A 26,284-nucleotide genomic window follows, 5' to 3' on the forward strand; every position below is an offset into this window, starting at 1 on the left:
CGATGGTTCGTTCGCTGCGCTCACTCACGTGTACTCCCCTGTCATGAGGTGGACGGCGGCGTGGCGGGCGCGGGCGCGGACCTCGTCGAGGTTGGAGCCGACGGCCGTGACGTGCCCGATCTTACGGCCGGGCCGCACCTGCTTGCCGTAGAAGTGCAGCTTGATGCCGGGATCGTGGGCGAGCACGTGCTCGTAGCGCTTGAACAGGTCGGGGTCGTCGCCGCCGAGCAGGTTGGCCATGACGACGACCTGGGCGGTCATCGTGGGCGAGCCGAGCGGCAGGTCGAGCACGGCCCGCAGGTGCTGCTCGAACTGCGAGGTGCGGGAGCCCTCGATGGTCCAGTGGCCGCTGTTGTGGGGGCGCATGGCCAGCTCGTTGACCACGAGCCCGGTCGCGGTCTGGAACAGCTCGACCGCCAGCAGCCCGGTGACGCCCAGCTCATTGGCGATGGTGAGCCCGATGCGCTGGGCCTGCGCGGACTGCTCGGCGTCGAGGCCGGGCGCGGGGGCGAGCACCTCGACGCAGATGCCGTCCTGCTGGACGGTCTCCACCACCGGGTAGCTGACGCCCTGGCCATGCGGCGAGCGGGCCACCATGACGGCCAGCTCCCGCTCGAACGGCACGAACGCCTCGGCCATGAGCGGCGCGCCCGACGCGAACGCCTCCTCGGCCTCGGCCGCGTCGCGGCACACCCAGACGCCGCGGCCGTCGTAGCCGCCGCGCACCGCCTTGAGCACGACCGGCCAGCCGTGCTGCTCGGCGAAGGCCGTCACGTCGGCCGGGGACGACACCCGCGCCCAGGCCGGGCAGGGCACGCCGATGGCGCTCAGCCGCTCGCGCATGACCGCTTTGTCCTGGGCGTGCACGAGGGCCGCCGCACCCGGTTGCACGTGGTGCCCCTCGGCGATGAGCGCCTCGATGTGCTCGGTCGGCACGTGCTCGTGGTCGAAGGTGATGACGTCGCAGCCCTGGGCGAACTCCCGCAGCACGTCGAGATCGCGGTAGTCGCCGATGCGCGTGTCGACGATGACCCGGGCGGCGCTCTCGTCGGGCGCGTTCGCCAGCACCCTCAGCTCGACGCCCAGCGCGATGGCGGGGGGCTGTGTCATTCTGGCCAGCTGACCTGCGCCGACGATGCCGACGACCGGACCGATGGGGCGGTAGGAACTCACGCCAGGTGAGCTTACCCGGACGCCCCGACAGCCCTTCCACGCAGGCCGGACACCGCCCCGATTGCCCGATATTTCATAAGTACGGCTTTACGGGGTAAGTTCATCCGTCTGACACCGGCCCTCCACGACGGCCGGTACGCTGGGGTGATCGAGCTCGGCGAAGGACTCGAAGAAGGGACCGAAGCACAGACGTGGAAGTCGTCAAGCGCCTCTACGAGCGGTTCTCGTCCCTGGTCCACGAGCTGGCCAAGTTCGGCAGCATCGGAGCGATCGCCTTCGTGATCGACACCGGCCTGCTCAACCTCTGCCACGGCCCGATCGGGCTGGGCCCGCTGACGTCCAAGCTCGTGGCGACGACGGTGTCCACCACGTTCGCCTATCTCGGCAACCGCTTCTGGACGTTCCGCCACCGCGAGCAGACCGGCCTCGGCCGCGAGTACTTCCTGTTCTTCCTGCTCAACGGCATCGCCCTGCTGTTCGGCATCCTGACGATCGGTTTCACCACCTACACGCTCGGCCTCGACGACGCGCTCAGCGTCAACATCGCCAACATCGTCGGCGTGGGGCTCGGCACCCTCTTCCGCTACTGGTCGTACAAGAAGTGGGTCTTCCTGGAGGCCACCGAGCCCATCCCGGTCGAGCTGCCCGAGCAGCCGGGCGTCACGCAGGACCGCTGACCACCCGGTTCCTGCTGTCCTCCTCGGCCGGCCGCAGGAAGACGGCGAACGTCGCCGGCCGCCGCCGCACCAGCTCCAGCCGCCCGCCGTCGGCCGCGGCGAGCGCGCGAGCCAGCGTCAGGCCGAGGCCGGTGCCGCCGCCGCCGCTGACGTTCCGCTCGAAGATCTTGGGGGCGATCTCGTCGGCGATACCGGGGCCCTCGTCGGCCACCTCCACCACCACGTAGTTGTCGCCGCTGGTGCTGGTGACGGTGACCGTGCCGCCGCCGTGCCGCAGCGAGTTCTCCAGCAGGGACGCCACCACCTGGCCGAACCCGCCGGTCGTGGCGAGGGCCTTCAGCCCGCGCGTGCCCTCCAGCCGCAGGGCGCGGCCCGCGTCGCGGAACACCGGCCCCCACTCGGTGACCTGCTGGACCAGCACCTCGTCGATGGCGACCGGCTCGGCCTGCGCGTGTCTCTGGCGGCGCGCGGCGGCCAGCAGCTCGTCGATGACCGCCGTCAGCCGCTCGGCCTGGACGATCGCCGCCTCGCCCTCCTCGCGGACGACCTCCGGCTCGCCGGCCGCCGCGACGATCTCCTCCAGGCGCATGGTGAGGCCGGTCAGGGGGGTCCTGAGCTGGTGGGAGGCGTCGGTGGCGAACTCACGCTCGCGCGTCAGCAGGTCGGAGATGCGGGCGGCGCTGCGGTCGAGCACCTGCGCCACGCGGTCCAGCTCGGGGATGCCGTACCGGTGTTTGCTCGGCCGCGCGTCGCCGGAGCCCAGCCGGTCGGCGATCTTCGCCAGGTCCTGCAGGGGCAGCGTCAGCCGGCGGGACTGCACGACGGCCAGGCTCACGGCCACCGCCAGCGCGGCGACCGCCAGGGCGACGATGAGCAGCAGGCGAGCGCGCACGTCGCGCTCGACCTGGTCCCGGTCACGGCTGATCCGGACGTAGACGCCGGTGTTGGTCTGCGCGTCCTCCGTCATGAGGTGACCGGACGCCGGAGCCGTGCCGACGACCGTCACCCGGAGGGGGGTTCCGCGTTCCCAGATCTGTATGTACCTGCCCGGGTACTTCTGTTCCAGTTGCTGAGGGTCGAGCGGCGTCTCCTGGACGCGGGCGTACTCGACCTCTCCCACGAGACGTTTGGCTTCCGCCCCGAGCTCCTGAGCCGCCTCGTCGACGATCAGGCGGCTCACCACGACGCCCAGGGGGACCCCCAGCAACAGGACCGCGATCACCGCGACGACCAGGGTGGAGGTGAGCAGTCGACGGCGCATCCGCCTACTCGCGTTCGAACCGGAAGCCGACTCCCCGGACGGTCGTGATGTAGCGCGGCTTGGCGGCGTCGTCGCCGAGCTTGCGCCGCAGCCAGGAGATGTGCATGTCGAGGGTCTTGGTGGAGCCCCACCAGTTGGTGTCCCAGACCTCGCGCATGATCTGCTCGCGGGTGACCACCTTGCCCGCGTCGCGGACCAGCACCCGCAGCAGGTCGAACTCCTTGGTGGTCAGGTGCAGCTCCTTCTCCCCCATCCAGGCGCGGCGGGAGTCGGCGTCGATGCGCACCCCCTGGACGACCGGCGTCTCGGAGGTGCCGCGGCGCAGCAGCGCCCGCACCCGGGCCAGCAGCTCGGCCAGCCGGAAGGGCTTGGTCACGTAGTCGTCGGCCCCGGCGTCGAGGCCGACGACCGTGTCCACCTCGTCCACGCGGGCGGTGAGGATCAGGACCGGGGTGCCGTGGCCCTCGGCGCGGATGCGCCTGGCCACCTCCAGGCCGTCCATCTCGGGCAGCCCGAGGTCGAGAACTATGAGGTCGATACCGCCCGACAAGGCCCGCTCAAGGGCCTGCGGGCCGTCGGGACTCACTTCGACCTGATAGCCCTCGCGGCGCAGGGCACGCGCGAGTGGCTCCGAGATCGAGGTGTCATCCTCGGCGAGAAGTACGCAGGTCATGAAGCGATCGTAGGACCTTAGGCGATCGTTTCCCGGCAGCAGCGCGCGGTTTGACTTGTCGTTGACCTATCCATTGACCTGGGCAAACACGACTAAAATACGGTTCGTCGTGATTAAATTACCGCACTTTCCCGGGGGCGGGCATCGGCTCATCATGCCCGTCACCGGAATTCTCAACCCTGCCATTGATGAATTGCCGGGAATGGCCGTTGTCCGGAATATCGCGATCAATGGCGAGTGTCGCGAAGCCCTCCCGCCACGACGGGTACGCCGGCCTCCAGCCGAGCTCCCGGCGCGCGTGCCGGTTGTCCGCGCCGCGCGCCGCCGGGTCGCGCGGCGCGTCGCTCGCGGGCGGCGGCGGGGCGCCCACCGCGCGGCAGAAGGCGGGCAGCCACTCGCGGGCCGGCGCGGGCTCGTCGTCGCAGACGTTCACCGCCCCCGACGGCCAGCCGAGGGCCGTCACGGCGGCGGTCGCGGCGTCGTCCACGTGCACGAAGCTCGTCACGTCGGCCCCCGCCCGCAGTGCCCCCTCGCGGGCCTGCGCGGCCCGCAGGCCGTCCGGCGCGAACCAGGTGCCGGGCCCGTACAGCATGCCGTAGCGCAGCACCACCCACTCGGGCAGCTCGCGCGCCGCCGCCTCCAGCGCGGCCACGCCCGCGACCGTGGTGCGGCGCGGCTCGGTCGCGCCGAGGTCCAGCGGGACGGACTCGGCGGCCGGCCCGTCGCCCGGCACGTACGTCCAGCAGATGCTCTGCGCCACGATCCGGCGCACCCCGGCGGCCAGGGCGGCGGCCACGAGGTTGCGCGTGCCCTGCTCGCGCAGCCGGGCGTTGGCCGCCAGGTCGCCCCCGGCGAGGTCGGTGAGCTGGTGCAGCACCACGTCCGGGGCCGCCGCGCGGACGGCCGCGGCCAGGGCGCCGGCGTCGTGGGCGTCCACGCGCACCGGCTCGGCCTCGAGGTCGCGCAGCAGACCGGTGCGGCGCGGGGAGCGGGTGGTGGCGACCACGGTGTGGCCCGCGGCGGTCAGCAACGGGATGACGCGGCGGCCGAGCACCCCCGCGCCGCCGGCCAGGAAGACACGCAGGCCGGGAACGTTCTCGCTCGTCATGCCGTCCACCGTAGGACCCGGGCGCCTCGCCGCGGCGAGCCACTTGGCGGGAGTTCCGCCGGACCACTCGGACCCGCCGGGGCGGGCCCGGCGCGGCCGGACGGCCGGGCGGCCGCGCGGCCGGAAGCGGCTAGAAGTCCTTGTCCTTGTGCTGCGGCTTGGCGTAGCGGGCCAGGTAGAGCTGGATGCCGAGGCTGTTGATCAGGCCCAGCTCGGTCTCCAGGTAGTCGATGTGCTCTTCCTCGTCGCGCAGGATGTCCTCGAAGATGTTGGCCGAGGTGATGTCGCCCTTCTCGCGCATGAGCTGGATCGCCGGCCGCAGGCGCTCGACGACCGACATCTCGACCTCGAGGTCGGCGCGCAGCTGCTCCTCGACCGTCTGCCCGATGTGCAGGGTGCCGAGGCGCTGGTAGTTGGGCAGCCCCTCCAGGAAGAGGATGCGGTCGGTGAGGCGCTCGGCGTGCCGCATCTCCTCGATCGACTCGTCGCGGGTGTGCTCGGCGAGCTTGGTGTACCCCCAGTTCTCCTGCATCTTGGCGTGCAGGAAGTACTGGTTGATCGCGGTGAGCTCGGCGGTCAACTGCTCGTTGAGCAACTCGATGATCTGCTTGTCGCCCTGCATGTGACGGGCCCCCTGCTATCCGGCTATGCGGTCGTCAGTTCTTCAGACCGTTTCAGGATCGCACAGATCTTCCGCACACATCGGGCACAGTCCCCACCGGCACCAGTGGTGTCGCGAATCTGCTTCGCGCTCTTCGCCCCGGCGGCGATGCAGTCGTGCACCTCGTTCTCGGTCACAGCACGACAGATGCAGACATACATACCGGGGAGCGGCCTCTCACGCAGGGACGGGCGCCTTTAGGTTAGGCACACCTAAGATAGCTCACTTCGGTAAGGCTTGCCTATGTTAGGTGGGCCACAGTGAGCTACCTCCCGGTGATCGTCAGTGGCCGCGCGCGACCCACTCCTCCAGGTGCGGGGCCTCCGCGCCGATCGAGGTCGACTCGCCGTGGCCCGTGTGCACGACCGTCTCCGGCGGCAGCGTCAGCAGCCTCGTCCTGATCGAGTCGATGATCGTGCCGAACGACGAGTACGACCGCCCGGTCGCCCCCGGCCCGCCCTTGAACAGCGTGTCGCCGCTGAACAACGCGCCCAGCTCGGGCCCGTGCAGGCACACCGCGCCCGGCGAGTGGCCCGGCGTGTGCAGGACCTCCAGGACGCAGCCGCCCACCTCGATCCGCTCGCCGTCGGCCAGCGGCTCGTAGCTCGCCTTGTCGCCGTACTCCTGCTCCCAGAGCACCTGGTCGGCCGGGTGCAGCCGGATCGGGGCGCCGGTGCGCTCGGACAGCTCGCGGGCGGCGTTGATGTGGTCGTTGTGGGCGTGCGTGCACACGATGGCCCGGACCTGGCGCCCGCCCACCCGCTCGGCGATCGCGGCGGCGTCGTGGGCGGCGTCGATGACGACGACCTCGCGGTGGTTGCCGACCAGCCAGACGTTGTTGTCGACGTCCCAGGTGCCACCGTCCAGCGAGAACGTGCCCGAGGTGATGACCCGGTCGATCACGGGAACGTCACCACCGAACGCAGCACCTCGCCCCGGTGCATCTTGGCGAACGCCTCCTCGACCTGGTCGAGCCCGATGGTCTCGGTGACGAACTTGTCGAGCGGCAGCCGGTTCTGCAGGAACAGGTCGATCAGCATCGGGAAGTCGCGCGAGGGCAGGCAGTCGCCGTACCAGCTCGACCTCAGCGCGCCGCCGCGGCCGAAGACGTCCAGCAAGGGCAGGTCGATGCGCATCTCCGGGGTCGGGACGCCGACCAGCACGACCGTGCCGGCCAGGTCGCGGGCGTAGAACGCCTGCTCGTAGGTCTCGGGCCGGCCGACCGCCTCGATGACCACGTCCGCGCCGTGGCCGCCGGTCAGCTCGCGGATCGCCGCCACCGGGTCCGCCGACCGGGAGTTGACCGTGTGGGTGGCGCCGAAGCCGCGCGCCCACTCCAGCTTGCGGTCGTCCACGTCCACCGCGATGACCTTGGCCGCGCCGGCCAGCGAGGCGCCGAGGACCGCCGCGTCGCCGACGCCGCCGCAGCCGATCACCGCGACGCTGTCGCCGCGGGTGACGCCGCCGGTGTTGATCGCCGCGCCGATGCCCGCCATCACGCCGCACCCCAGCAGGCCCGCGACCTCCGCCGGGGCGTCGGCCGAGACCTTGGTGCACTGCCCGGCGGCCACCAGCGTCTTGTCCAGGAACGCGCCGATGCCGAGCGCCGGGGACAGCTCGGTGCCGTCCTTCAGCGTCATCCGCTGCTTGGCGTTGTGCGTGTTAAAGCAGTACCAGGGGCGGCCGCGCAGGCACGCCCGGCACTGGCCGCACACCGCCCGCCAGTTGAGGATCACGAATTCGCCCGGCGCGACCTCGGTCACGCCCTCGCCGACCGCCTCCACCGTGCCCGCCGCCTCGTGCCCCAGCAGGAACGGGTAGTCGTCGCTGATCCCGCCCTCCCGATAGTGCAGGTCGGTGTGGCAGACCCCGCAGGCCCGCACGTTCACCACCGCCTCGCCCGGCCCGGGGTCCGGCACGAGAACGGTTTCGAGTGAGACTTCCTGGCCCTTGCCCCGGGCGACGACGCCCTGCACTTCGTACGGCATGGCAGCCATCTTGTGTCAGGAGGATGATCTCCGCAAGACATAGGGCTGCACCACGCCGAGCCCTCTGGCCGGGCGTTTCCTGATCTTGTGCAGGTCGTGGCCGGCCAGCTCGGCGGCCAGTGCGGCGTCCACCAGGACGGTGCCGGGACGGGCGATCGCGGTGAGGCGGGCGGCCAGGTTGACCGTGGTGCCGAACACGTCGCCCATCATCGGCACCACCGGCCCGTACGCCACCCCGATGCGCAGCTCGTCGGCCTCGATCAGGTCGAGCGCGATGGCCGCCGCCTGCTCCGGGGCCGGCGCGGTGAACAGCACCTCGTCGCCCAGCGTCTTGACCAGCCGCGCGCCGTGCGAGGCCACCACGTCGGAGGCCCGCGACTCGAACCCCTCCACCAGCCCGGCCAGCTCGCGCTCGTCCAGCTCGCGCGAGCGCCGGGTGAAGGACACCAGGTCGGCGAAGCCCACCGCCATGGGCACCCGGGTGGGCAGCGGCTCGTCGTTGAGGTCGGCGAGGGCCAGCAGCCGGGTGCCGGCCGCGGCGAGCTGCGCCCGCCAGACGTGGATGAGCACCCGCTCGAAGTCGGGCAGCAGGCCGCGGGCGGCGTCGAGCATCCTGGCGAGGTCGTCGTCGCCGGGCTCGGGCGGCAGCATCGCGGTCGTCATGATCTCGGCCTGCCACTGCGCCAGCCGGGCCGTGGTCTGGCCGAGCGCGCGGGCCATGCGGACGGCGGTCTCCTCGTCCAGGGCGCCGGAGTCGAGCATGTGGCGGACCCGGCGCAGCGCCTTCACGTCGGCCTCGGTGAAGGCCACCGCGTCGTCGGCCCGCTGGGCGAAGCCGAGCGCCCGCCAGATGCGCGCGGCCAGCGCCTGCGGCACGCCGCTCAGCTCAGCCACCTCGGCCCGGGTGTAGCGCGGCGGCAGGCCGACGAGCAGGCGTTCGATGTCCTCGGCGGTCGGCCGCCCCTGGGTGCTCAACGGCCGTCGAGCTGGCCGTCCGAGGCGTCCTCGACGAGCCTGAACAGGTCCATCCGGACGTCCTGGATGTGCGGGATGTCGCGCAGCACGATCTCACCCCGGTCGCCCGCGGACTCGACGGTCAGCGTGCCGCAGCCGAGCAGGCGCTCGGTGAGGGTCTGGTCGGAGCTGACCGTGTTGACCTTGGCGATCGGGATCTCGTCGGTGGACTTGTTGAGCACCCCCTGGCTGATGGTGAAGCGGTGGGTGGTGAGCACGTAGCCGGTGTTCTTCCAGCGCAGGTAGGGGGTGAACGACCAGATCGTCAGCAGGATGAGCGCGATGACGACGACGGCGGCCTGCCCGTAGAGGGCGAACTGCCAGTCCGAGGGGATCAACCACAGAGCCACGCCCGAGGCGGCGGCGATGAGCACGAGGGCGACGACCGGTCCGATGAGCCGCTTCCAGTGCGGATGGAAGGACCGGATGCGCCGCTCACCCTGCGTCAGATGGTGGTCGGGAAGGGTCATGGCCCAAATCGTGCCACCAACGCCGCCCCGGGGCCACGCCGACGCCCCATTCCGCGGGCACCCGCTAGTGCGCGGGGCGCACGTGGACGACGTCGCCGGCGCTGAGCGCGCGTTCGCCGCCCGGGCCCTCGACCAGGAGGCGGCCGGAGGCGTCGACGCCGCTCGCCCGCCCGACGAGCGCCTGCTCGCCGGGCAGCTCGACCCTGACGTCGCGGCCCACGGTGGCGCTGGCCGCCAGGTACGCCGAGCGCAGCCCGCACGCCTCGGCGTCGCCGCCGGCCGCCGCCCACTCGCGGTAGTGGGCCTCGACCTCGCGCAGCACGGCCCGCAGCAGCGGGTCGCGGTCGAGGCAGGCGGCCTCCTCGACGGCCAGCGACGTCGCGGTGGCGACGGGCAGCTCGTCGGCGCGCTGCGACACGTTCATGCCCATGCCGACGACCACCCCGCCGTCGGCCCGCTCGGCCAGCACGCCGGCCAGCTTGCGCTCGCCGATCAGCAGGTCGTTGGGCCACTTCAGGCGCACGTCCACCTCGGCCAGGCGGCGGACGGCGGAGGCGGCGGCGACGCCGTACAGGAGCGGCAGCCAGCCGTGCGCGGCCACCGGCGCCTCCGGCCGCAGCAGGATCGAGAACGTCAGCCCCGAGCGCGGCGGGGCGCTCCAAGTGCGGCCGAGCCGGCCCCGGCCGGCCTCCTGCGCCTCCGCCACCAGGACCGCCCCCTCCGGGACGCCCTCCTTGGCGGCGTGGACGAGGTCGGCGTTGGTGGAGCCGGTGCTGTCCACGACGGTGACGCCCGTCCACAGGCCGCCGGGTCGGACGAGGGCGCGGTTGAGCGCCGTCTCGGACAGCGGCGGGCGGTCGAGGTCGGAATAGCGCGAGTCGGGCATCCCCCTATCTTGGCAGCGAGGGAGGATGGAGAGATGAGCAAGCGTCTGGATCCGCGCAACTGGGCCTCCTGGCGGCCGTTCGGGATGGGGTTGCGCAAGCCGAACAATTACCTGGAGCTGTGGAAGGCGTTCAAGTCGGTCAAGGGACGCAGAGGCTACGCCTGGCGGATCCTGAACCAGGGCACCTGCGACGGCTGCGCGCTCGGCACGCAGGGCATGCGCGACTGGACGATGGACGAGATCCACCTGTGCAACATCAGGCTGCGGCTGCTGCCGCTCAACACCATGCCCGCCCTGGACGTCTCGCTGCTCGGCGACGTGTCCGCGCTGGCCGGGCGGCGCAGCGCGGAGCTGCGGGAGCTGGGGCGGCTGCCGTACCCGATGCTGCGGCGCGCGGGCGAGCCCGGCTTCACCCGCGTCTCCTGGGACGAGGCGCTGCGCGTGGCCGCCGACGGGCTGCGCGGCAGCCGGTTCGGGACCTACCTGACCAGCCGCGGCATGCCGAACGAGAACTACTACGCGGCCCAGAAGGCGGTGCGCGCGCTCGGCACCAACAGCGTGGACAACGCCGCCCGCATCTGCCACTCACCCTCGACGGTCGCGCTCAAGCAGACCGTCGGCGCGGCGGCCACCACCTGCTCCTACAGCGACTGGATCGGCTCCGACCTCATCGTCTTCATCGGCTCGAACCCGTCGAACAACCAGCCGGTCGCGATGAAGTACCTCTACCACGCCAAGAAGGCCGGCACGAGGATCGCCATGGTCAACGCCTACCGCGAGCCCGGCATGGACCGTTACTGGGTGCCGTCGAACGCCGAGTCCGCGCTGTTCGGCACCAGGATCACCGACGAGTTCTTCGGCGTCAACGTGGGCGGCGACATCGGCTTCCTCAACGGCGTGCTCAAGCACCTGATCGAGCACGACTGGGTGGACAAGGCGTTCGTCGACCGGCGCACCAGCGGCTTCGAGGAGGCGCGCCGGGCCGTGGCCGGGCAGTCGTGGGAGGAGCTGGAGGCGCTGTCGGGGGCCTCGCGCGAGGACATGCTCCGGCTGGCCAGGCTGCTCGGCGAGGCGCGCTCGGCCGTCCTGGTGTGGTCGATGGGCATCACCCAGCACGCCTACGGCGAGGACAACGTGCGCGCGATCGTCAACCTGGCGCTGGCCCGCGGCTTCCTCGGCCGCGACAAGTGCGGGCTGATGCCGATCCGCGGGCACAGCGGGGTGCAGGGCGGGGCCGAGATGGGCGCGTACGCGACCGGCCTGCCCGGCGGCCTGCCCATCACGCCGGAGAACGCGGCCCGCTTCAGCGAGCTGTGGGGCTTCGAGGTGCCGGACACCCCCGGCCTGACCGCCACCGACATGATCGACGCCGCGCATCGGGGCGAGCTGGACGCGCTCGTCTCCTCCGGCGGCAACTTCCTGGAGGTGCTGCCCGACCCGGCCTACTGCAGGGAGGCGCTGGCGCGGCTGCCGCTCCGGGTGCACATCGACATCGTGCTGTCGTCGCAGATGCTGGTGGAGGGCGCGGGCGACGTGCTGCTGCTGCCCGCGCAGACGCGTTACGAGATGACCGGCGGCGTCACCGAGACCTCCACCGAGCGGCGGATCATCTTCTCGCCGGAGGTGGAGGGGCCGCGCGTCGGCGAGGCGTGGCCGGAGTGGAAGATCTTCGGCGAGCTGGCCGCCCGGGTGCGTCCGGAGCTCGCCCGCCAGGTCCGCTTCGCCGGGACGCCGCAGATCAGGGCCGAGATCGAGCGGGCGGTGCCGTTCTACGCGGGCATCGCGGGCCTGGCCCGCTTCGGCGACAACGTGCAGTACGGCGGGCGGCACCTGTTCGCCGACGGCCGCTTCCAGACGCCGGACGGGCGCGGCCGGTTCTCCGTCGTCGAGCCGCCCGCGCTGGAGCGGCCGGACGGCGCGTTCATGGTGGCGACCCGGCGCGGCAAGCAGTTCAACAGCATGGTCCACGAGCGGCGCGACGGCTTCAACGGCGCGGTGCGCGAGGCGGTGCTGATGAGCCCGTACGACGCCGACCGGCTCGGCCTGCCCGACGGCGCGCCGGTCGAGCTGCGCTCGGGCGGGCGGACGTACCGGGGCAGGGTGCTGCGGGCGCCGCTGCTGCCGGGCAACCTCCAGGTGCACTGGCCGGAGGGCAACGTGCTACTGGACGAGAGCCGCCGCTCGCCGCAGGCGCGCATCCCCGACTACAACGCCCTCGTCACCGTGCGGGCGCTGTGAGGACCCGGCCGGGGCCCACCACGCGGGCCCGCGTGCGCGAGCTGAACGGCGCCACCGCGCGCGAGCGGCGCGACGACCTCGCCACCGAGGAGCCGCTGGAGATCCGGGTGACCGCGCCGGACGGCGGGCGCAGGACGGTCGCGATCACCATGCGGACGCCGGGCCACGACTTCGAGCTGGCCGCCGGGTTCCTGCACGGCGAGGGGCTGGCCGGGCCCGGCGACATCGCGGCGATCGCGTACTGCACGGACGAGGACCTGCCGCCCGAGGCGCGCTACAACACCGTCACCGTGCGGCTGCGCGGACCCCTTCCCGACCTGCCCGCGCTGGAGCGGCACTTCCTGACCTCCAGCGCGTGCGGCGTCTGCGGCTCGGCCAGCCTGGAGGCCCTGCGCGACCGCTGCCGGCCGCTGCCCGCGGACCCGCTGCGGCTCTCCCCCGGCGTCCTGTACGGGTTGCCGGACGCGCTGCGGCGCGGTCAGGGCGTGTTCGGCAAGACCGGCGGCCTGCACGCGGCCGGCCTGTTCACGGGCGAGGGCGCGCTGGTGGGGGTGCGCGAGGACGTGGGCCGCCACAACGCCGTGGACAAGCTGACCGGCTGGGCCGCGCTGACCGGCCGGCTGCCGCTCGCCGGGCACGTGCTCGTGGTGAGCGGCCGGGCCAGCTACGAGATCATGCAGAAGGCGCTGGCCGCGGGGGTGCCCGTGGTGTGCGCGGTCTCGGCGCCGTCGTCGCTGGCCGTGGAGCTGGCCCGGGAGTTCGGGATGACGCTGGTCGGGTTCCTGCGGGGCGAGAGGTGCAACGTGTACGCGGGCGAGGAGCGGCTAGCTATGGAATAAACCATTCCGTTCTGCTACTGTTGGAACAGAACGAACCGTTCCGCACTTCCGAGAGGATCGCGTCATGTCGACGATCACCCCCTTCCGCGTCGCCGTTCCCCAGGCCGACCTCGACGACCTCCAGGCCCGCCTCGCCCTCACCCGCTTCACCGACGAGATCCCGGGCGCGGAGCAGGGCGTCGCCGTCGAGCGCGTGCGGCGCCTGGTCACCCGGTGGCGCGACGGCTTCGACTGGCGCGCGGTGGAGGCCCGGCTCAACGCCCACCCGCAGTTCACCACCGAGATCGACGGGCAGCGGATCCACTTCCTGCACATCCGCTCCGCGAACCCGGACGCCCTGCCGCTCCTGCTCACCCACGGCTGGCCCGGCTCGGTCATGGAGTACCTCGACGCGATCGAGCCCCTTTCCCGCCACTTCCACCTGGTCATCCCGTCGCTGCCGGGCTACGGCTTCTCCGGCCCGACCAAGGAGCTCGGCTGGAGCAACCAGCGCATCGCCGCCGCCTGGGCCGAGCTGATGTCCCGGCTCGGCTACGAGCGCTACGGCGCGGCCGGCAACGACGCCGGCTCGATGATCTCCCCCGAGCTCGGCCGGCTCGCCCCCTCCCAGGTGGTGGGCGTGCACGTCACCCAGGTCTTCTCCTTCCCCTCGGGCGACCCGGCCGAGTTCGCCGGGCTGAGCGAGGAGGACCAGGCGGGCCTCGCCGTCCTCGACTGGTTCTGGAAGGAGAAGGGCGCCTTCAACGTCCTGCAGTCCCAGCAGCCGCAGACCCTCGCGCACGCCCTCGCCGACTCCCCCGCCGGCCTGGTCGGCTGGCTGGCCCAGCTCTTCGACGAGGACCTGGACGACGAGTTCGTGCTGGCCAACGCCGCCGTCTACTGGTTCACCGGCACCGCCGGCTCAGCCCTCCGCCTGTACTGGGAGAACGCCCGCGCGGAGCAGCCGAAGGAGCCGACGACGGTGCCGCTCGCGCTGGCCATGGCCGAGGGCGACTTCAAGTCGATCCGCCGCTTCGCCGACCGCGACCACGCCGCCATCGTGTCCTGGAAGACGCTGCCCGCCCCCGCGCACGGCCACTACACGGCCCACACCGCGACGAAGGCGCTCACCGACGACATCATCGCCTTCTTCACCGCATTGAGTGACTGAACAGTCACCAAAAGGGCACAGGCGGCGCCCTCCTCGCCGGGGCGCGCCGCCCTATCGTTGCCCTACGGCCTGGCAAGGGGAGGGGAAGCCATGAGCGTTTCGCCAGGGTGCTTATTCACGCGCGACGACACCGGCCAGGCGCTGTTCCTCGGCCCGGCCGAGGTCACGGCGCTCCAGGAGGCGGCCCAGGAGATCCTCGCCGAGCCCTCGGCCGCCGGGCAGACCCCCGACGCCGGCGCGCTCAAGGAGCTGGTGCGCCTGCTCGGCGCCACGGCTCCCGGCGAGGAGCCGGTCCGGATGCCCGGCGAGGCCGCCGCGTGGATCGAGCTCATCCACGGGCAGTCCCTGATCAGGGAGGCGCTGCGCGAGCAGGGCCGCCTCCGGGTCCGCCACCGCTGCCGGGTCTGCGACCGCACGCTGCTGGTCGACCCCGACCGCGAGAGCCGGACGAACGAGGAGCAGTCCGACGCGGCGCAGGCGAAGCAGACCAGCGGCCTGGCCAAGAGCGCCGCCGGGTTCGACGTCGAGCACCCCTACCGGTCGATCGCCCTGCTCCTGCTGCAACTCGTCGAGGACGAGGCCGGCAAGCAGGACGTCAAGGACAAGGCGCTGTCCCGGGTCTGCGCCGCGTGCGACAGCGCCGACTTCGAGACCGCCGGGCTCACCGCCTTCTGCCCCGGCTGCCGCGCCCCGCGCACCGAGACCGTCCTGCTGACCTGCCCGGAGTGCGGGCACGACTTCCGCGGCGCGGCGGCGGCGGCCCCCGTCTGGCGGAGCCCCGCGGAGGCCAGGCGCGCCCGCGCCGTCGCGCTGCTCGCCGCGCGGGCCGGCGAGTTCGAGAAGGGCCTGCGCGACACGCAGCGCGACGCGCTCGCCGGCACCCTGACCGGCGAGGAGGAACTGGTCGCGATGTGCCGGTGCGCGCTGCCCGGCGAGTTCGGCCGCTACGTGGCGCTGCTGTTCACCACGACGCACCTCGCGTGGGCCCGCGAGAGCATGATGTCCGCCACCACCTCGGGCCTGGTCCGATGGGCGGACGTGACGGCCGTCGAGGACCCCGCGGAGTCGGCCGCCGAGTACGAGAGCGGCCTCAGGCTCACCGTCGCGCAGGGCGCCCCGCTGGTGCTCAACGACTTCCGCGGCAAGGGCGTGTGCTTCGGCGACCGGGAGGCCGCCTTCGACGGCGAGGGCGTGCGGCGGCTCGCCCGCCTGCTGCGGGGAGAGCCGCCCGCCCCCGCCGCCGGGGAGGGCTGAGCGGGCGTCAGCCGGTGTTCTGCAGGCCGGCCGCCACCCCGTTCACCGACAGGAGCAGCAGGGTGGACAGCCGGTCGCGCTCGCGCTCCGAGGGGTTCTCGGTGCGCAGCGCGCGCAGGGCGCGGAGCTGCAGGTGCGACAGCGCGTCCACGTACGGGTCGCGGAGCTGCACGGCGCGCGAGAGCACCTTGCGGTTCTCCAGCAGCCGGGTGTGGCCGGTCACGCGGAGCACCAGGTCGCGGGTGCGGTCGTACTCCTCCATGACCTGCCGGGCGAAGTCCTCGCGCCCGCCGAGCGCCAGGTAGCGCTTGGCGATCGAGCGGTCGGTCTTGGCCAGCGACATCTCGGCGTTGTCCAGCAGCGCGTTGAACAGCGGCCACTCCGCGTACGCCGCCCGCAGCTCGTCCAGCGAGCCGACGGCGGCGAGGCCGGTGCCGAGGCCGTACCAGCCGGGCAGGTTGACCCGGGTCTGCGCCCAGGCGAAGACCCACGGGATCGCCCGCAGGTCGTCCAGCGAGCGCGGCGCGCCAAGGCCGCGCCGGGCCGGCCGCGAGCCGAGCCGCAGCGTGCCGATCTCCTCCAGCGGGCTGACCAGGCCGAACCACTCGGGGAAGCCCGGGGCCTCGGTCAGCGCCCGGTACGCCTGCTCCGACGCCACCGCCACCCGCTCGGCCAGCCCGCGGAACCGCTCGGCGGCGGCCGCCGTCCGGGTGCTCACGGTGGGCGAGGAGGCCAGCAGGACCGCGTTCGTGACCTGCTCCAGGTGCCGGCGGGCGATCGCGATGTGGCCGTAGCGGGCGAAGATGACCTCGCCCTGCTCGGTGACCTTGAACCGGCCCGCGACCGAGCCCGGCGCCTGGGCCAGCACCGCCCGGTTGGCCGGGCCGCCGCCGCGGCCGAGCGCGCCGCCCCTGCCGTGGAACATCCGCAGCTTGACGTCGTGCTCGGCGGCCCACCTGGTCAGCGCCTCCTGGGCCTCGTACAGGCGCAGGGTGGCGGCGGCCGGGCCGAGCTCCTTGGCCGAGTCGGAGTAGCCGAGCATGATCTCCATGCGCCGGCCGTTGTCGGCCAGCCGCTGCCGCATCTCGGGGATCTCCAGCATGCCGCTGAGCACGTCCGGCGAGTTGGCGAGGTCCTGACCGGACTCGAACAGCGGCACCACGTCCAGCACCGGCGCGCGGTCGCCGAGGGCGTGCCGGGCCAGCTCGTAGACGGCCGCGATGTCGTCGGCCGAGCGGGTGAAGGACACCACGTAGCGGGAGCAGGCGGTGGTGCCGAAGCGCTCCTGGATCCAGGAGATCACCCGGATCGTGGCCAGCACCTCCTCGGTGCGCTCCGACAGCTCGCCGCCGGCCCGCAGCTCCTCCAGCGCGCTCGCGTGCACCTGGGAGTGCTGGCGCACCTCCAGCTCGGCGAGGTGGAAGCCGAACGTCTCGACCTGCCAGATGAGGTGCTGCAGCTCCCCGTACGCCTGCCGCGGCGCCGAGGCGGCCAGCGAGTCCTGGGCCAGCCGCAGGTCCGTCAGCAGCTCGGCGGGCGAGCGGTAGGCCAGGTCGAGGTGGCGGCGCTGGGTGGCGGCGATGCGCGCGGCCACGAACAGCAGCCACTGCCGGTGCGGCTCGCGCGGCGAGCGGGTGGCAAGCTCGGAGACGGTCTCCGGGTGCGCGGCCACGGCCTCGGCCAGCGCCGTCTTCAGCTCGGGCGAGCACGGCGCGAACTGGGCGGAGGCGGTCAGCGTGCGGGCGATGCGCGCGCAGGCGGTCTCCAGCGCGGCCAGCACGTGCTCGGACTGGATCTGGATGGTCTCTCGGGTGACCTTGGCGGTCACGTACGGGTTGCCGTCGCGGTCGCCGCCGATCCAGCTCCCGTACCGGATGAAGGGCCTGGCCTGCGGCGGGCGGGTGCCGGTCGCCGGGTCGAGCGCGGCGTCGAGCGCGCGGTAGACCTGCGGCACCATGCGGAACAGCGTCTCGTCGAAGGCGGCCATCGCGGTGCGCACCTCGTCGAGCGGGTCGAGCTTGGTGGAGCGGAGCTGGGCGGTGCGCCACAGCAGGTCGATCTCCTCCAGCATGCGCCGCTTGCTCTCGGCGCGCTCCGAGGCCCCGCGGCCGGGAGTGTTGTACTCGGTGAGCTGGTGGCTGACGCGCTGGATGGCGGTGACGACGGCCCGCCTGCGCGCCTCGGTCGGGTGCGCGGTGAGCACCGGGTGCAGCTCCAGGCCGTCCAGCAGCTCGGTCACGCGGTCGTGGCCCAGCTCGTGGACGGCCTGCGCCAGCGACTCGCGCTGGACCCTGCCCTCGGCGTCCCGCTCGCGCAGCGTGCGGATCCTGTAGTGCTCCTCGGCCAGGTTGGCCAGGTGGAAGTAGCAGGTGAAAGCGCGGGCGACCTCGACCGCCCGCTCGATCTCCCAACCGGCGACCATGTCGGTGATCACATCGGCCGAGATCTCGCCCTTGCGCGCCGCGATGACGGCCTTGCGCAACCGTTCGACGTCGGCCAGCAGGTCTTCGCCGCCCTGTTCGGCGAGCACCTGGCCGAGCAGCTTGCCGAGCAGCCGCACATCGTGGCGCAGCTCGTCCGGCATCTCCGTCACGGCCGCGCTGCGACGTTCGAGCCCCTGGTCAATCATGCTTCGAAGGGTAGCGAGTCGATTTCTGAGCCCGTAGACCGGTCTCACTTATTGGACTAGACCACTGCTCAGGTGCCCTTGGAGACGGCCGCCATCAGCTCGGGCAGGCGGGCGAAGCCGATCTTCGCGGCGAGGCGGCGGCCCAGCGTCTCGACCAGCAGGCCGTAGAACGGAGCCACCGCGGCGACCCACACCAGCCCGAACGCCAGCGGCACCAGGAACGGCAGCGCCAGGAGCGCGATGCCGGCCATCGCCCCGAGCGAGGACGCGAACGCCTGCCCGCCCTGGCCGGGCGCGGCGCTGCTGAAGGCGTTCATCCGCTCGGGCACCGAGTACGGCAGCACGACGCTGGTCACCGAGCCGACCCCGAGCCCGACGCCGAGCGCGCCCCACCCGCCGAGCACGGCGGGCAGGATCGACCCCGGCTGCCCGCTGAACAGGCCCGCGCCGACCCCGATCACGGCCAGCAGCGGCACCGCGATCATCGCGTTGGCCAGGTGGCGGCCGGCGAGGTCGGTGGCGAGGCCGCGCTCCGAGCCGAAGGTGACGGCGTTCATCCACAGGGAGCGCCCGTCCACGCCGAACGCGTTGCCCGACTGGATGGCGATCATCAGCGCGCCGACGGTGGTGATGACGATGGGCGTCGCCTGGCCGGGGCCGCCCTCGGTGGTGCGGCTGAGCGAGAACGACAACACCAGCGTGACCACGACCGCGCTGAACCAGCCCACCCGGAACCTCGGCTCGCGCCTGATGTACTTCAGCTCCTTCGCCACCACGGCCGCGAGCGGCCCGTCCGGCAGGACGCGGTCGGCCCAGCCGCTGTCCTTGCGGACGGAGGCCGCCTGGGTGGAGACGTCCGGCGTGACCAGCGCCCGGCCGAGCGCCCTGATCCACAGCCAGCCGACCGCCGCCACCAGCGCCGCCACGACCGCCAGCTCGCCGAGGCCGGTCAGGCCGCCGTCGGCGATGGCGTGCGCGGCCATGCCGGACGGGGTCCAGCGCAGCACGCCGGCCAGCGCGTGCAGCATGGCCGCGGGATCGCCGAGCCCGCGGTTGACGATGAGGTTGGGGAGCTGGGCGAGCAGCACGACGAGCAGGGCGGCCACGGCCAGCACGTCCCGGCCGCGCCGGGTGCGGAGCGCGCTGGACAGCGACGTGGTGATCAGGCGCGAGGTCACCACGCAGAGCGCGAACTGCAGCAGCACGGCGGGCACCCCGAGCAGCACCCCGCCGGGCCCGGCCGGCAGCGCGACGAGCGCGCCCGCGGTGACGGCCAGCATCGCGAGCGGCCAGACGCCGGTCACGGACGCGGTGAACATGCCCACCGCGAGGCGGCGCGTCGGCAGCGGGAACAGCGCCAGCTTGGCCGGGTCGAGCGTGTCGTCCAGGCCGAACGCCATCAGCGGCACGATCATCCAGCCCAACAGGAACAGGGTGAAGGCGACGATCACCAGCTCGGCCGCGACGTCGGGCGGGGCCAGGCGCAGCAGGCTCATCAGGAAGAAGCCGAGCGCGGCCAGGCCGAGGGCGAGGGCCGTGGTGAACAGGAAGCCGAGCTTGCGCTGGAGGTCGCCGCGCAGGTTGCCGGCGAGGAGGCGGAGCTTGAGCTGCGCGAACAGCGCCACCGTGGTCACGGCGTGCCCTCGTCGCGGGCCCGCGTGGGTCGCTGGAGGTCGCGGGCCTTGGCGCCGAGCCAGGCGAGGCCGCCGCCGCGGGCGTGCGCCGTGCCGCCGACCAGCTCAAGGAACGCCTGGTTCAGGCTGCGCCCGCCGCGGACCTGCTCCAGCGGGCCCTGCGCGACGATGTGCCCCTGGTTCATCACCGACACCCAGTCGCACAGCCGCTCGACCAGGTCCATCACGTGGCTGGAGAAGATCACGGTGGAACCGGAGGCGGTGAAGCCCCGCAGCACCTCGGTGAGCGTGTTCGCGCTCACCGGGTCGACGCCCTCGAACGGCTCGTCCAGGAACAGCACCGACGGGTTGTGCAGCAGCGCCGCCGCGAGCCCGATCTTCTTGCGCATGCCGGTGGAATAGTCGACCACGAGCTTGTCGGCGGCGCCCGTCAGGTCCATCACGGCCAGCAGCTCGCTCGCCCGCCGCTCGACCTCGGCCTTGGGGATGCCGCGCAGCCGCCCGGCGTACACCAGCAGCTCGCGCCCGGACAGCCGCTCGAACAGCCGCAGCCCCTCCGGTAACACGCCGATGCGCGCCTTGACCTCGACCGGGTCGCGCCAGACGTGGAACCCGTCGACCTCGGCCGTGCCGCCGTCCGGCCGCAGCAGCCCCGTGATCATGCTCAGCGTGGTGGTCTTGCCCGCCCCGTTCGGGCCGACCAGGCCCGCGAAGCTGCCGGCCGGGACGACCAGGTCGACCCCCGCCACCGCGACCTGCTGCCCGTATCTCTTGACCAGGCCGTGCGTGCGAACGGCATCCGTCATGGCCCCACTCTAGGAGGAAGGGTTAGCCTTGCGCGCATGAGTGCGACCGCGGAGCCACTGCCGGAGCAGCCGGACATTCACACCACCGCAGGGAAGATCGCCGATCTGGAGCGGCGGCTCGACGAGGCCGTGCACGCCGGTTCCGCGGCGGCGGTGGAGAAACAGCACGCCAAGGGCAAGATGACGGCGCGGGAGCGGGTGCTCGCGCTGCTGGACGAGGGCTCGTTCGTGGAGTTCGACGAGTTCGCCCGGCACCGCTCGACGATGTTCGGGCTGGAGAAGCGGCGGCCGTACGGCGACGGCGTGATCACCGGGCACGGCACGATCGACGGGCGGCAGGTCTGCGTCTTCTCGCAGGACGTCACCGTCTTCGGCGGCTCGCTCGGCGAGGTGTACGGCGAGAAGATCGTCAAGGTGCTGGACCTGGCGCTCAAGACCGGCTGCCCGATCATCGGCATCAACGAGGGCGGCGGCGCGCGCATCCAGGAGGGCGTGGTCGCGCTCGGCCTGTACGCCGAGATCTTCAAGCGCAACGTGCACGCCTCCGGCGTCATCCCGCAGATCTCGCTCATCATGGGCGCGGCCGCCGGCGGCCACGTCTACTCCCCCGCGCTGACCGACTTCGTGGTGATGGTGGACCAGACGTCGCACATGTTCATCACCGGCCCCGACGTCATCAAGACGGTGACCGGCGAGGAGGTCACGTTCGAGGAGCTGGGCGGGGCGCACGCGCACAGCACCAGGTCGGGCGTGTCCCACTACCAGGCGGCCGACGAGAACGACGCGCTCGACTACGTCAAGGCGCTGCTGTCGTACCTGCCGTCCAACAACCTCGACGAGCCCCCGGCCTACCAGGCGGCCGACGACCTCGATCCCGATCCCGAGCTGGACGAGGTGATCCCCGACTCGCCGAACCAGCCGTACGACATGCACGAGGTGATCGGGCACGTGCTGGACGACGGGGAGTTCCTGGAGGTCCACGCGCAGTTCGCGCCGAACATCGTGGTCGGCTACGGGCGGGTGGACGGCCAGTCGGTGGGCGTGGTCGCGAACCAGCCGATGCATTTCGCAGGTTGTCTGGATATCAACGCATCGGAGAAGGCGGCCCGCTTTATTCGAACATGTGATGCGTTCAATATTCCGATCCTGACTTTTGTCGATGTTCCGGGATTCCTGCCCGGCACCGATCAGGAATGGAACGGAATCATCCGCCGCGGCGCCAAGCTCCTCTACGCCTACGCCGAGGCCACCGTCCCGCTGATCACCGTGATCACCCGCAAGGCGTACGGCGGCGCGTACGACGTCATGGGCTCCAAGCACCTCGGCGCGGACGTCAACCTCGCCTGGCCCACCGCGCAGATCGCGGTCATGGGCGCGCAGGGCGCGGTCAACATCCTCTACCGGCGCGAGCTGGCCGCCTCGGACGACCCCGACACCGAGCGCGCCCGGCGCGTCACCGAGTACGAGGACACGCTGGCCAACCCGTACATCGCCGCCGAGCGCGGCTACGTGGACGCGGTGATCCGGCCGTCCGAAACCCGCCCGCAGGTCGTCCGGGCGCTGCGCGCGCTGCGCAACAAGCGCGCCTCGCTCCCGCCCAAGAAGCATGGGAACATCCCGCTGTGAGCCGGCCCGACACCCCGCACCTGCGCGTCGTCCGCGGCGACGCCACACCCGAGGAGCTCGCCGCCCTGGTGGTCGCGCTGGCCACCCGGCAGGCGGCGCCGGAGCCCGCTCCGCGACCCCAGCCGCAAAGGTGGCGAAACCCAGCTAGAGGTATGCGTAAGCCTGTCCTTCCCGGGAAGTCGGCATGGCGGATGAGCGCCCTACCCTAGATAGATCCTGGGAATCGGGTGTCAAGTTCCCCGGGAGTTGGGACTATCTAGAGAAAGTAGGCGTATATAGTCAGCCGATCAACTAACACCGCGGCCTGGAGGACGACATGGCCATCCCAGACCTCATGCCGCATCCTGTGGCAGCCAAGTACGCCGTCCTGGTGGATGTCGGTTATCTGTACGCGGCGGCTGGTGAAGTGCTGCTGGGTGCGAAGGAACGCAAGGAATATCGGGTGGCCGCAGATGAGCTCATCCAGAGCCTGCAGAAACATGCAGAGGAACGTATTTCTGGCGAACTCTTGCGGATCTATTGGTATGACGCCGCCCGCGACCGTGTGCCGACCGTCGACCAGCGAGTCATCGCCCAGCTTCCCTGGGTCAAGGTACGACTTGGCAACCTGAACGCCCGTGGCCAGCAGAAAGGCGTGGACGCGCAGATCAGGAGCGATCTTGAGGCGCTGGCCCGCCACCACGCGGTCACCGACACCATCCTGCTGGCGGGCGACGAGGACATGGTCCCGGCCGTCGAGGCGGCGCAGGCGTACGGGGTGCGCATCCACCTGTGGGGCGTCGAGCCCCCGTACGGCACGAACCAGGCCGAGCGCCTGGTGTGGGAGTCCGACACCGTTGAAGTGATCTCCGCTGATTTCCTAAGACCGTTTTTCAGCCGCGCCCCGCAGCCCGTGGCGGTCGCCCCGCCGGTCACGCCGTCGCCCGCGCAGGTCTTCGCCGGCCGCGCGCCGGTCAAGCCGCACGTCAAGCCAGGGCAGGTGGCCAAGCTGGGCCCGTCCAGGCCGCGCGTCGAGGACGTGGGCGAGCACGTGGCGCAGAAGTGGATCCTCACCCGCGGCCGCGACAACATCCGTGACCTGCTGCCCGGCCCCATCCTGCCGACCGTCATCGACACCGAGCTGCTGATCGAGGCGGAGAAGGAGCTGGGCCACTCGCTGCGGCCGTTCCCGGAGGCGCGGGTGTGGCTGCGTGACGGGTTCTGGGCGCGCGTGTACCGGGAGTTCGACCTGGGGGTCGGGGTCTCGTCCAAGTAGGGACGCCCGCGTCCGGGGGAGGGACGCTGACGTCCGAAATCCGCCAGTCACCGCTCGCGGGCAGGGCGTACCGTCGAAGGCATGTCGCCACTGGAGCTTGACTTCGACTCCTGTTACCGGGCCGTCTCCGCCAGGGACGCCCGGTTCGACGGGCGCTTCTACACGGCGGTGACGACGACCCGCATCTACTGCCGTCCGATCTGCCCGGCCCGCACCCCCTCCTCCAGGAACGTGCGCTTCTACCGGCACGCGGCCTCGGCGGAGGCGGCCGGGTTCCGGCCGTGCAAGCGGTGCCGTCCCGAGCTCTCGCCCGGCGACCCCGGGTGGGACCTGCGGGGCGACCTCATCGGCCGCGCGCTGCGGCTGATCGACGACGGCGCCGCCGACGAGCAGGGCGTCGCCGGGCTCGCCCGGCGGCTGCACATCACCGAGCGGCACCTGCACCGGCTGTTCACCGCCGAGCTGGGGGCCGGGCCGCTCGCGGTGGCCAGGACGAAACGGCTGCTGCTGGCCAAGCAACTGCTGACGGAGACCGGGCTGCCGGTCACCGACGTGGCGTTCGCGGCCGGGTTCGGCAGCGTGCGGCAGTTCAACGCGACGATGCGGGAGACGTACGGCTTCACGCCGAGCGAGCTGCGCGCCACGGCCGGCCGCCGCCCGGACGCCTCCGACCCCGCGCTGCTGCGGCTGCGGCTGCACCGGCGGGAGCCGTTCGACGCCGACGCGGTCTTCGCGTTCCTGGCCGCGCGGGCGATCCCGGGGCTGGAGCGCGCGGACCGGGACTCCTACGAGCGGGCCGTCCCCGGCGGGACGATCACGCTCACGCCCCGGCCCGGCCACGTCGCGCTGGACGTGGCGGTGACCGACACGCGGCAGCTCGCCCGGGTCGTCGCCCGCTGCCGCCGGCTGCTCGACCTGGACGCCGACCCGGACGCGATCTCCGAGGCGCTCGGCCGCACCTCGCTCGGGCCGCTGGTCGCGGCCCGGCCGGGGCTGCGGGTGCCGGGGGCGTTCGACGGGTTCGAGCTGGCCGTGCGGGCGGTCGTCGGGCAGCAGGTGTCCGTCGCCGGGGCCCGTACGCTGCTCGGCCGCATCGTCGCCCGCGCCGCCGCCCCCGGCGGCCTGTTCCCCACGCCCGAGCACCTGCTGGAGACCGACCTCACCGGGCTCGGCCTCACCGGCCGCCGCATCGCCACCCTCAAGGAGCTGGCCGCCCGCCTCGCCGGCGGCCAGCTCGACCTGGACGGCGGCCAGGACCCCGCCGAGGCCGTCGCGGCGCTGCTGGACGTGCCCGGCATCGGCCCGTGGACCGCCGGCTACGTCGCGCTGCGGGCGCTGCGCGACCCGGACGCCTGGCCCGCGGGCGACCTCGTGCTCAGGAAGCGGATGGCCGCCCTGGGCATCCCCGACGACGAAACCGAACGGTGGCGGCCCTGGCGGGCCTACGCCGCACTTCACCTCTGGAGCTCATCATGATCGCTGCACAGCTCGTCCCGACCCCCGTCGGCCCGCTGGCCCTGCTGGCCCGCGACGGCGTGCTGGTGGCGGCCGGCTTCACCGCCGAGCCCGCCGAGATGTTCGTCCGGCTCACGCCCGCGCTGCAGGCGGAGGGGCTGGACGTGGTGGACGACCTGGGGGCGGCGACCGAGGCCACCCGGGCGTACCTGGCGGGCGACCTCGACGCGCTGGACGCCGTACCCGTCGAGCAGCCCGGCTCGCCCACCCGGCGGCGCCTCCACGCGGCGCTGCGCGAGGTGAAGGCGGGCACCACCGTGTCGTACGCGGAGCTGGCCGAACGCGCCGGCCTGCCGCGGAGCGCCGCCCGCGCCGCCGGCTCGGCCTGCGCCCAGAACCTCATCGCCCCGTTCGTGCCGTGCCACCGGGTGCTGCCCAGCGGCGGGGGGTACGGCGGGTATTACTACGGCGTACCGGTCAAGGAGTGGCTGATCGCCCACGAATCGGGACGTAACGTCTACTGAACGTAATAGGTCGAGCACATTCGGTAATGTGTTCGCCATGTCCCCCACCCAGGAACACGAGTTCCTGATCGAACTGGTCCGGCATCGCCCGTCTTTGGTGGCCACTCTGCTCACCGAGATGGGCGTGCCGGTGCCGTCCTTCACCCAGGCACGGCTCGAAAGCACCGACTTCACCAACTGCGTCCCCACCGAATACCGGGCGGACTCGGTCGTCGTCCTGGACGGCAGCAAGCCGGTCTCCGGCGTCGTCCTGGAAGTGCAACGCCAGCACCGGGAGGAGAAGACCTGGTCCTGGCCCGTCTACCTGACCACCCTGCGGGCCCGCATCAAGTGCCCGTGCATCCTGCTGGTCTTCTGCCCCGATCCGCAGGAAGCCCTGCGCTGCGCGAAGCCCATCGAGATGGGCCATCCGGGATGGACCCTCCGCCCGATCGTCCTCGGTCCGCAGCAGGTGCCGATGATCACCGATCTCGAACAGGCGATCGCCGAGCCCGAGCTCACCGCCCTGTCCGCGATCGTGCACGGCTCCACGGAGGAGGGCTTTAAGGTCCTGCAAACATTGCACGAGTCACAAGAGCACCTGCCGGAGGAGGCGCAGGGTTACTCTGACCTCGTGCTCTCGGTGCTACCCGAGTCCGCCGTCGCCACGTTCAAGGAGATCATGATGGTTATGGGCACCTTCAAGGAGCCTCGCAGCAAGCTGTTCCGCGAGTTGATCGACGACGGCATCGCGCAAGGCGTCGAGCAAGGCATCGCGCAAGGAGAAGCCGAATCGATCCTCACCGTCCTGAGGACGAGGGGGCTCTCCGTGCCGGAGGAGGCGCAGGAGCGCATCCGCGCCTGCGAGGATCGTGACCTCCTGCTCTCCTGGGTGGCCAAGGCGGTCACCGTCGAGAGCGTGGACGAGCTCTTCGACTGAGGCGACGGCATAGAGTGGGCGGGTGTGGTGTTTGCACACGCCCA

25 protein-coding genes are annotated in these 26,284 nt (G+C 72.1%); 11 read left to right on the plus strand and 14 right to left on the minus strand.

Annotated elements, in window-relative coordinates:
* Nucleotides 1-24 precede the first annotated feature (24 nt).
* Nucleotides 25-1,173 carry a 5-(carboxyamino)imidazole ribonucleotide synthase gene (locus tag MF672_RS46700; protein WP_302893408.1) on the minus strand — a complete coding sequence of 383 codons (1,149 nt, stop codon included), beginning with the start codon at nt 1,171-1,173 and terminating at the stop codon, nt 25-27.
* A gap of 191 nt (nt 1,174-1,364) precedes the next feature.
* On the opposite strand from MF672_RS46700, the gene MF672_RS46705 reads away from it, so the two are divergent.
* A complete protein-coding gene (locus MF672_RS46705) occupies nt 1,365-1,850 on the plus strand; it encodes a GtrA family protein (protein ID WP_242375604.1) in 486 nt (161 codons plus the stop codon).
* On the opposite strand, the gene MF672_RS46710 is transcribed toward MF672_RS46705, so the two are convergent.
* The 10 genes from MF672_RS46710 to MF672_RS46755 all read right to left on the minus strand — a co-directional run bounded on the left by MF672_RS46710 (nt 1,834) and on the right by MF672_RS46755 (nt 9,911).
* Entirely contained in the window at nt 1,834-3,111 is a 1,278-nt protein-coding gene (locus tag MF672_RS46710; protein WP_242375605.1) for an ATP-binding protein, read from the minus strand. The two genes, MF672_RS46705 and MF672_RS46710, sit on opposite strands and share 17 nt — an antisense overlap.
* Nucleotides 3,112-3,115: 4 nt before the next feature.
* The gene (locus MF672_RS46715; protein ID WP_043620820.1) at nt 3,116-3,784 is read right to left on the minus strand and encodes a response regulator transcription factor; all 669 of its coding nucleotides are present in this window, start codon (nt 3,782-3,784) and stop codon (nt 3,116-3,118) included.
* Between the two features lie 118 nt (nt 3,785-3,902).
* Entirely contained in the window at nt 3,903-4,892 is a 990-nt protein-coding gene (locus MF672_RS46720) for an NAD-dependent epimerase/dehydratase family protein (protein WP_242375606.1), read from the minus strand.
* 130 nt (nt 4,893-5,022) lie between these two features.
* Nucleotides 5,023-5,514, minus strand: coding sequence for a bacterioferritin (gene bfr / locus MF672_RS46725; protein WP_242375607.1), 492 nt, complete (start codon nt 5,512-5,514; stop codon nt 5,023-5,025).
* A 23-nt stretch (nt 5,515-5,537) separates the two neighbouring features.
* Nucleotides 5,538-5,714, minus strand: coding sequence for a (2Fe-2S)-binding protein (locus MF672_RS46730; RefSeq protein ID WP_080042937.1), 177 nt, complete (start codon nt 5,712-5,714; stop codon nt 5,538-5,540).
* A 121-nt stretch (nt 5,715-5,835) separates the two neighbouring features.
* Nucleotides 5,836-6,456 carry an MBL fold metallo-hydrolase gene (locus MF672_RS46735; RefSeq protein WP_242375608.1) on the minus strand — a complete coding sequence of 207 codons (621 nt, stop codon included), beginning with the start codon at nt 6,454-6,456 and terminating at the stop codon, nt 5,836-5,838.
* Complete coding sequence (locus MF672_RS46740; protein WP_242375609.1) at nt 6,453-7,541, minus strand: S-(hydroxymethyl)mycothiol dehydrogenase; 1,089 nt, start codon at nt 7,539-7,541, stop codon at nt 6,453-6,455. Before MF672_RS46740 ends, MF672_RS46735 begins: the two co-directional genes overlap by 4 nt.
* Before the next feature lie 15 nt (nt 7,542-7,556).
* Nucleotides 7,557-8,516, minus strand: a complete 960-nt coding sequence (locus MF672_RS46745) for an adenylate/guanylate cyclase domain-containing protein (protein ID WP_242375610.1) — start codon at nt 8,514-8,516, stop codon at nt 7,557-7,559.
* Nucleotides 8,513-9,025, minus strand: coding sequence for a PH domain-containing protein (locus MF672_RS46750; RefSeq protein WP_242375611.1), 513 nt, complete (start codon nt 9,023-9,025; stop codon nt 8,513-8,515). Before MF672_RS46750 ends, MF672_RS46745 begins: the two co-directional genes overlap by 4 nt.
* Nucleotides 9,026-9,089: 64 nt before the next feature.
* Entirely contained in the window at nt 9,090-9,911 is an 822-nt protein-coding gene (locus tag MF672_RS46755; RefSeq protein ID WP_242375612.1) for a biotin--[acetyl-CoA-carboxylase] ligase, read from the minus strand.
* Between the two features lie 33 nt (nt 9,912-9,944).
* On the opposite strand from MF672_RS46755, the gene MF672_RS46760 reads away from it, so the two are divergent.
* From MF672_RS46760 to MF672_RS46775, 4 genes are all read left to right on the plus strand, one after another.
* Nucleotides 9,945-12,149, plus strand: coding sequence for an FdhF/YdeP family oxidoreductase (locus MF672_RS46760; RefSeq protein ID WP_242375613.1), 2,205 nt, complete (start codon nt 9,945-9,947; stop codon nt 12,147-12,149).
* A complete protein-coding gene (gene fdhD / locus MF672_RS46765) occupies nt 12,146-12,988 on the plus strand; it encodes a formate dehydrogenase accessory sulfurtransferase FdhD (protein WP_242375614.1) in 843 nt (280 codons plus the stop codon). The genes MF672_RS46760 and fdhD overlap by 4 nt, the downstream gene beginning before the upstream one ends.
* 64 nt (nt 12,989-13,052) lie before the next feature.
* A complete protein-coding gene (locus MF672_RS46770; protein ID WP_242375615.1) occupies nt 13,053-14,138 on the plus strand; it encodes an epoxide hydrolase family protein in 1,086 nt (361 codons plus the stop codon).
* A 90-nt stretch (nt 14,139-14,228) separates the two neighbouring features.
* Complete coding sequence (locus MF672_RS46775) at nt 14,229-15,392, plus strand: hypothetical protein (protein ID WP_242375616.1); 1,164 nt, start codon at nt 14,229-14,231, stop codon at nt 15,390-15,392.
* 7 nt (nt 15,393-15,399) lie between these two features.
* On the opposite strand, the gene MF672_RS46780 is transcribed toward MF672_RS46775, so the two are convergent.
* The 3 genes from MF672_RS46780 to MF672_RS46790 form a co-directional block, all read right to left on the minus strand.
* Entirely contained in the window at nt 15,400-18,021 is a 2,622-nt protein-coding gene (locus MF672_RS46780) for a phosphoenolpyruvate carboxylase (RefSeq protein WP_242375617.1), read from the minus strand.
* A 68-nt stretch (nt 18,022-18,089) separates the two neighbouring features.
* The gene (locus MF672_RS46785) at nt 18,090-19,655 is read right to left on the minus strand and encodes a hypothetical protein (protein WP_242375618.1); all 1,566 of its coding nucleotides are present in this window, start codon (nt 19,653-19,655) and stop codon (nt 18,090-18,092) included.
* Entirely contained in the window at nt 19,652-20,461 is an 810-nt protein-coding gene (locus MF672_RS46790; protein WP_242375619.1) for an ABC transporter ATP-binding protein, read from the minus strand. The genes MF672_RS46785 and MF672_RS46790 overlap by 4 nt, the downstream gene beginning before the upstream one ends.
* A 36-nt stretch (nt 20,462-20,497) precedes the next feature.
* On the opposite strand from MF672_RS46790, the gene MF672_RS46795 reads away from it, so the two are divergent.
* From MF672_RS46795 to MF672_RS46820, 6 genes are all read left to right on the plus strand, one after another.
* Complete coding sequence (locus MF672_RS46795; protein ID WP_242375620.1) at nt 20,498-22,087, plus strand: acyl-CoA carboxylase subunit beta; 1,590 nt, start codon at nt 20,498-20,500, stop codon at nt 22,085-22,087.
* Nucleotides 22,084-22,296: an acyl-CoA carboxylase subunit epsilon gene (locus tag MF672_RS46800; RefSeq protein ID WP_242375621.1), complete on the plus strand. Its 213-nt coding sequence runs from the start codon at nt 22,084-22,086 to the stop codon at nt 22,294-22,296. Before MF672_RS46795 ends, MF672_RS46800 begins: the two co-directional genes overlap by 4 nt.
* A gap of 107 nt (nt 22,297-22,403) precedes the next feature.
* Nucleotides 22,404-23,342, plus strand: a complete 939-nt coding sequence (locus MF672_RS46805; RefSeq protein ID WP_242375622.1) for an NYN domain-containing protein — start codon at nt 22,404-22,406, stop codon at nt 23,340-23,342.
* 81 nt (nt 23,343-23,423) lie between these two features.
* Nucleotides 23,424-24,818, plus strand: a complete 1,395-nt coding sequence (locus tag MF672_RS46810; RefSeq protein ID WP_302893409.1) for a DNA-3-methyladenine glycosylase 2 family protein — start codon at nt 23,424-23,426, stop codon at nt 24,816-24,818.
* Complete coding sequence (locus tag MF672_RS46815; RefSeq protein ID WP_242375623.1) at nt 24,815-25,321, plus strand: methylated-DNA--[protein]-cysteine S-methyltransferase; 507 nt, start codon at nt 24,815-24,817, stop codon at nt 25,319-25,321. The genes MF672_RS46810 and MF672_RS46815 overlap by 4 nt, the downstream gene beginning before the upstream one ends.
* Before the next feature lie 37 nt (nt 25,322-25,358).
* Nucleotides 25,359-26,240, plus strand: a complete 882-nt coding sequence (locus MF672_RS46820; protein WP_242375624.1) for a hypothetical protein — start codon at nt 25,359-25,361, stop codon at nt 26,238-26,240.
* Nucleotides 26,241-26,284 lie beyond the last annotated feature (44 nt).

This window comes from Actinomadura luzonensis (genome assembly GCF_022664455.2).
In the GTDB taxonomy this organism is placed as follows: Bacteria; Actinomycetota; Actinomycetes; order Streptosporangiales; family Streptosporangiaceae; genus Nonomuraea; species Nonomuraea luzonensis.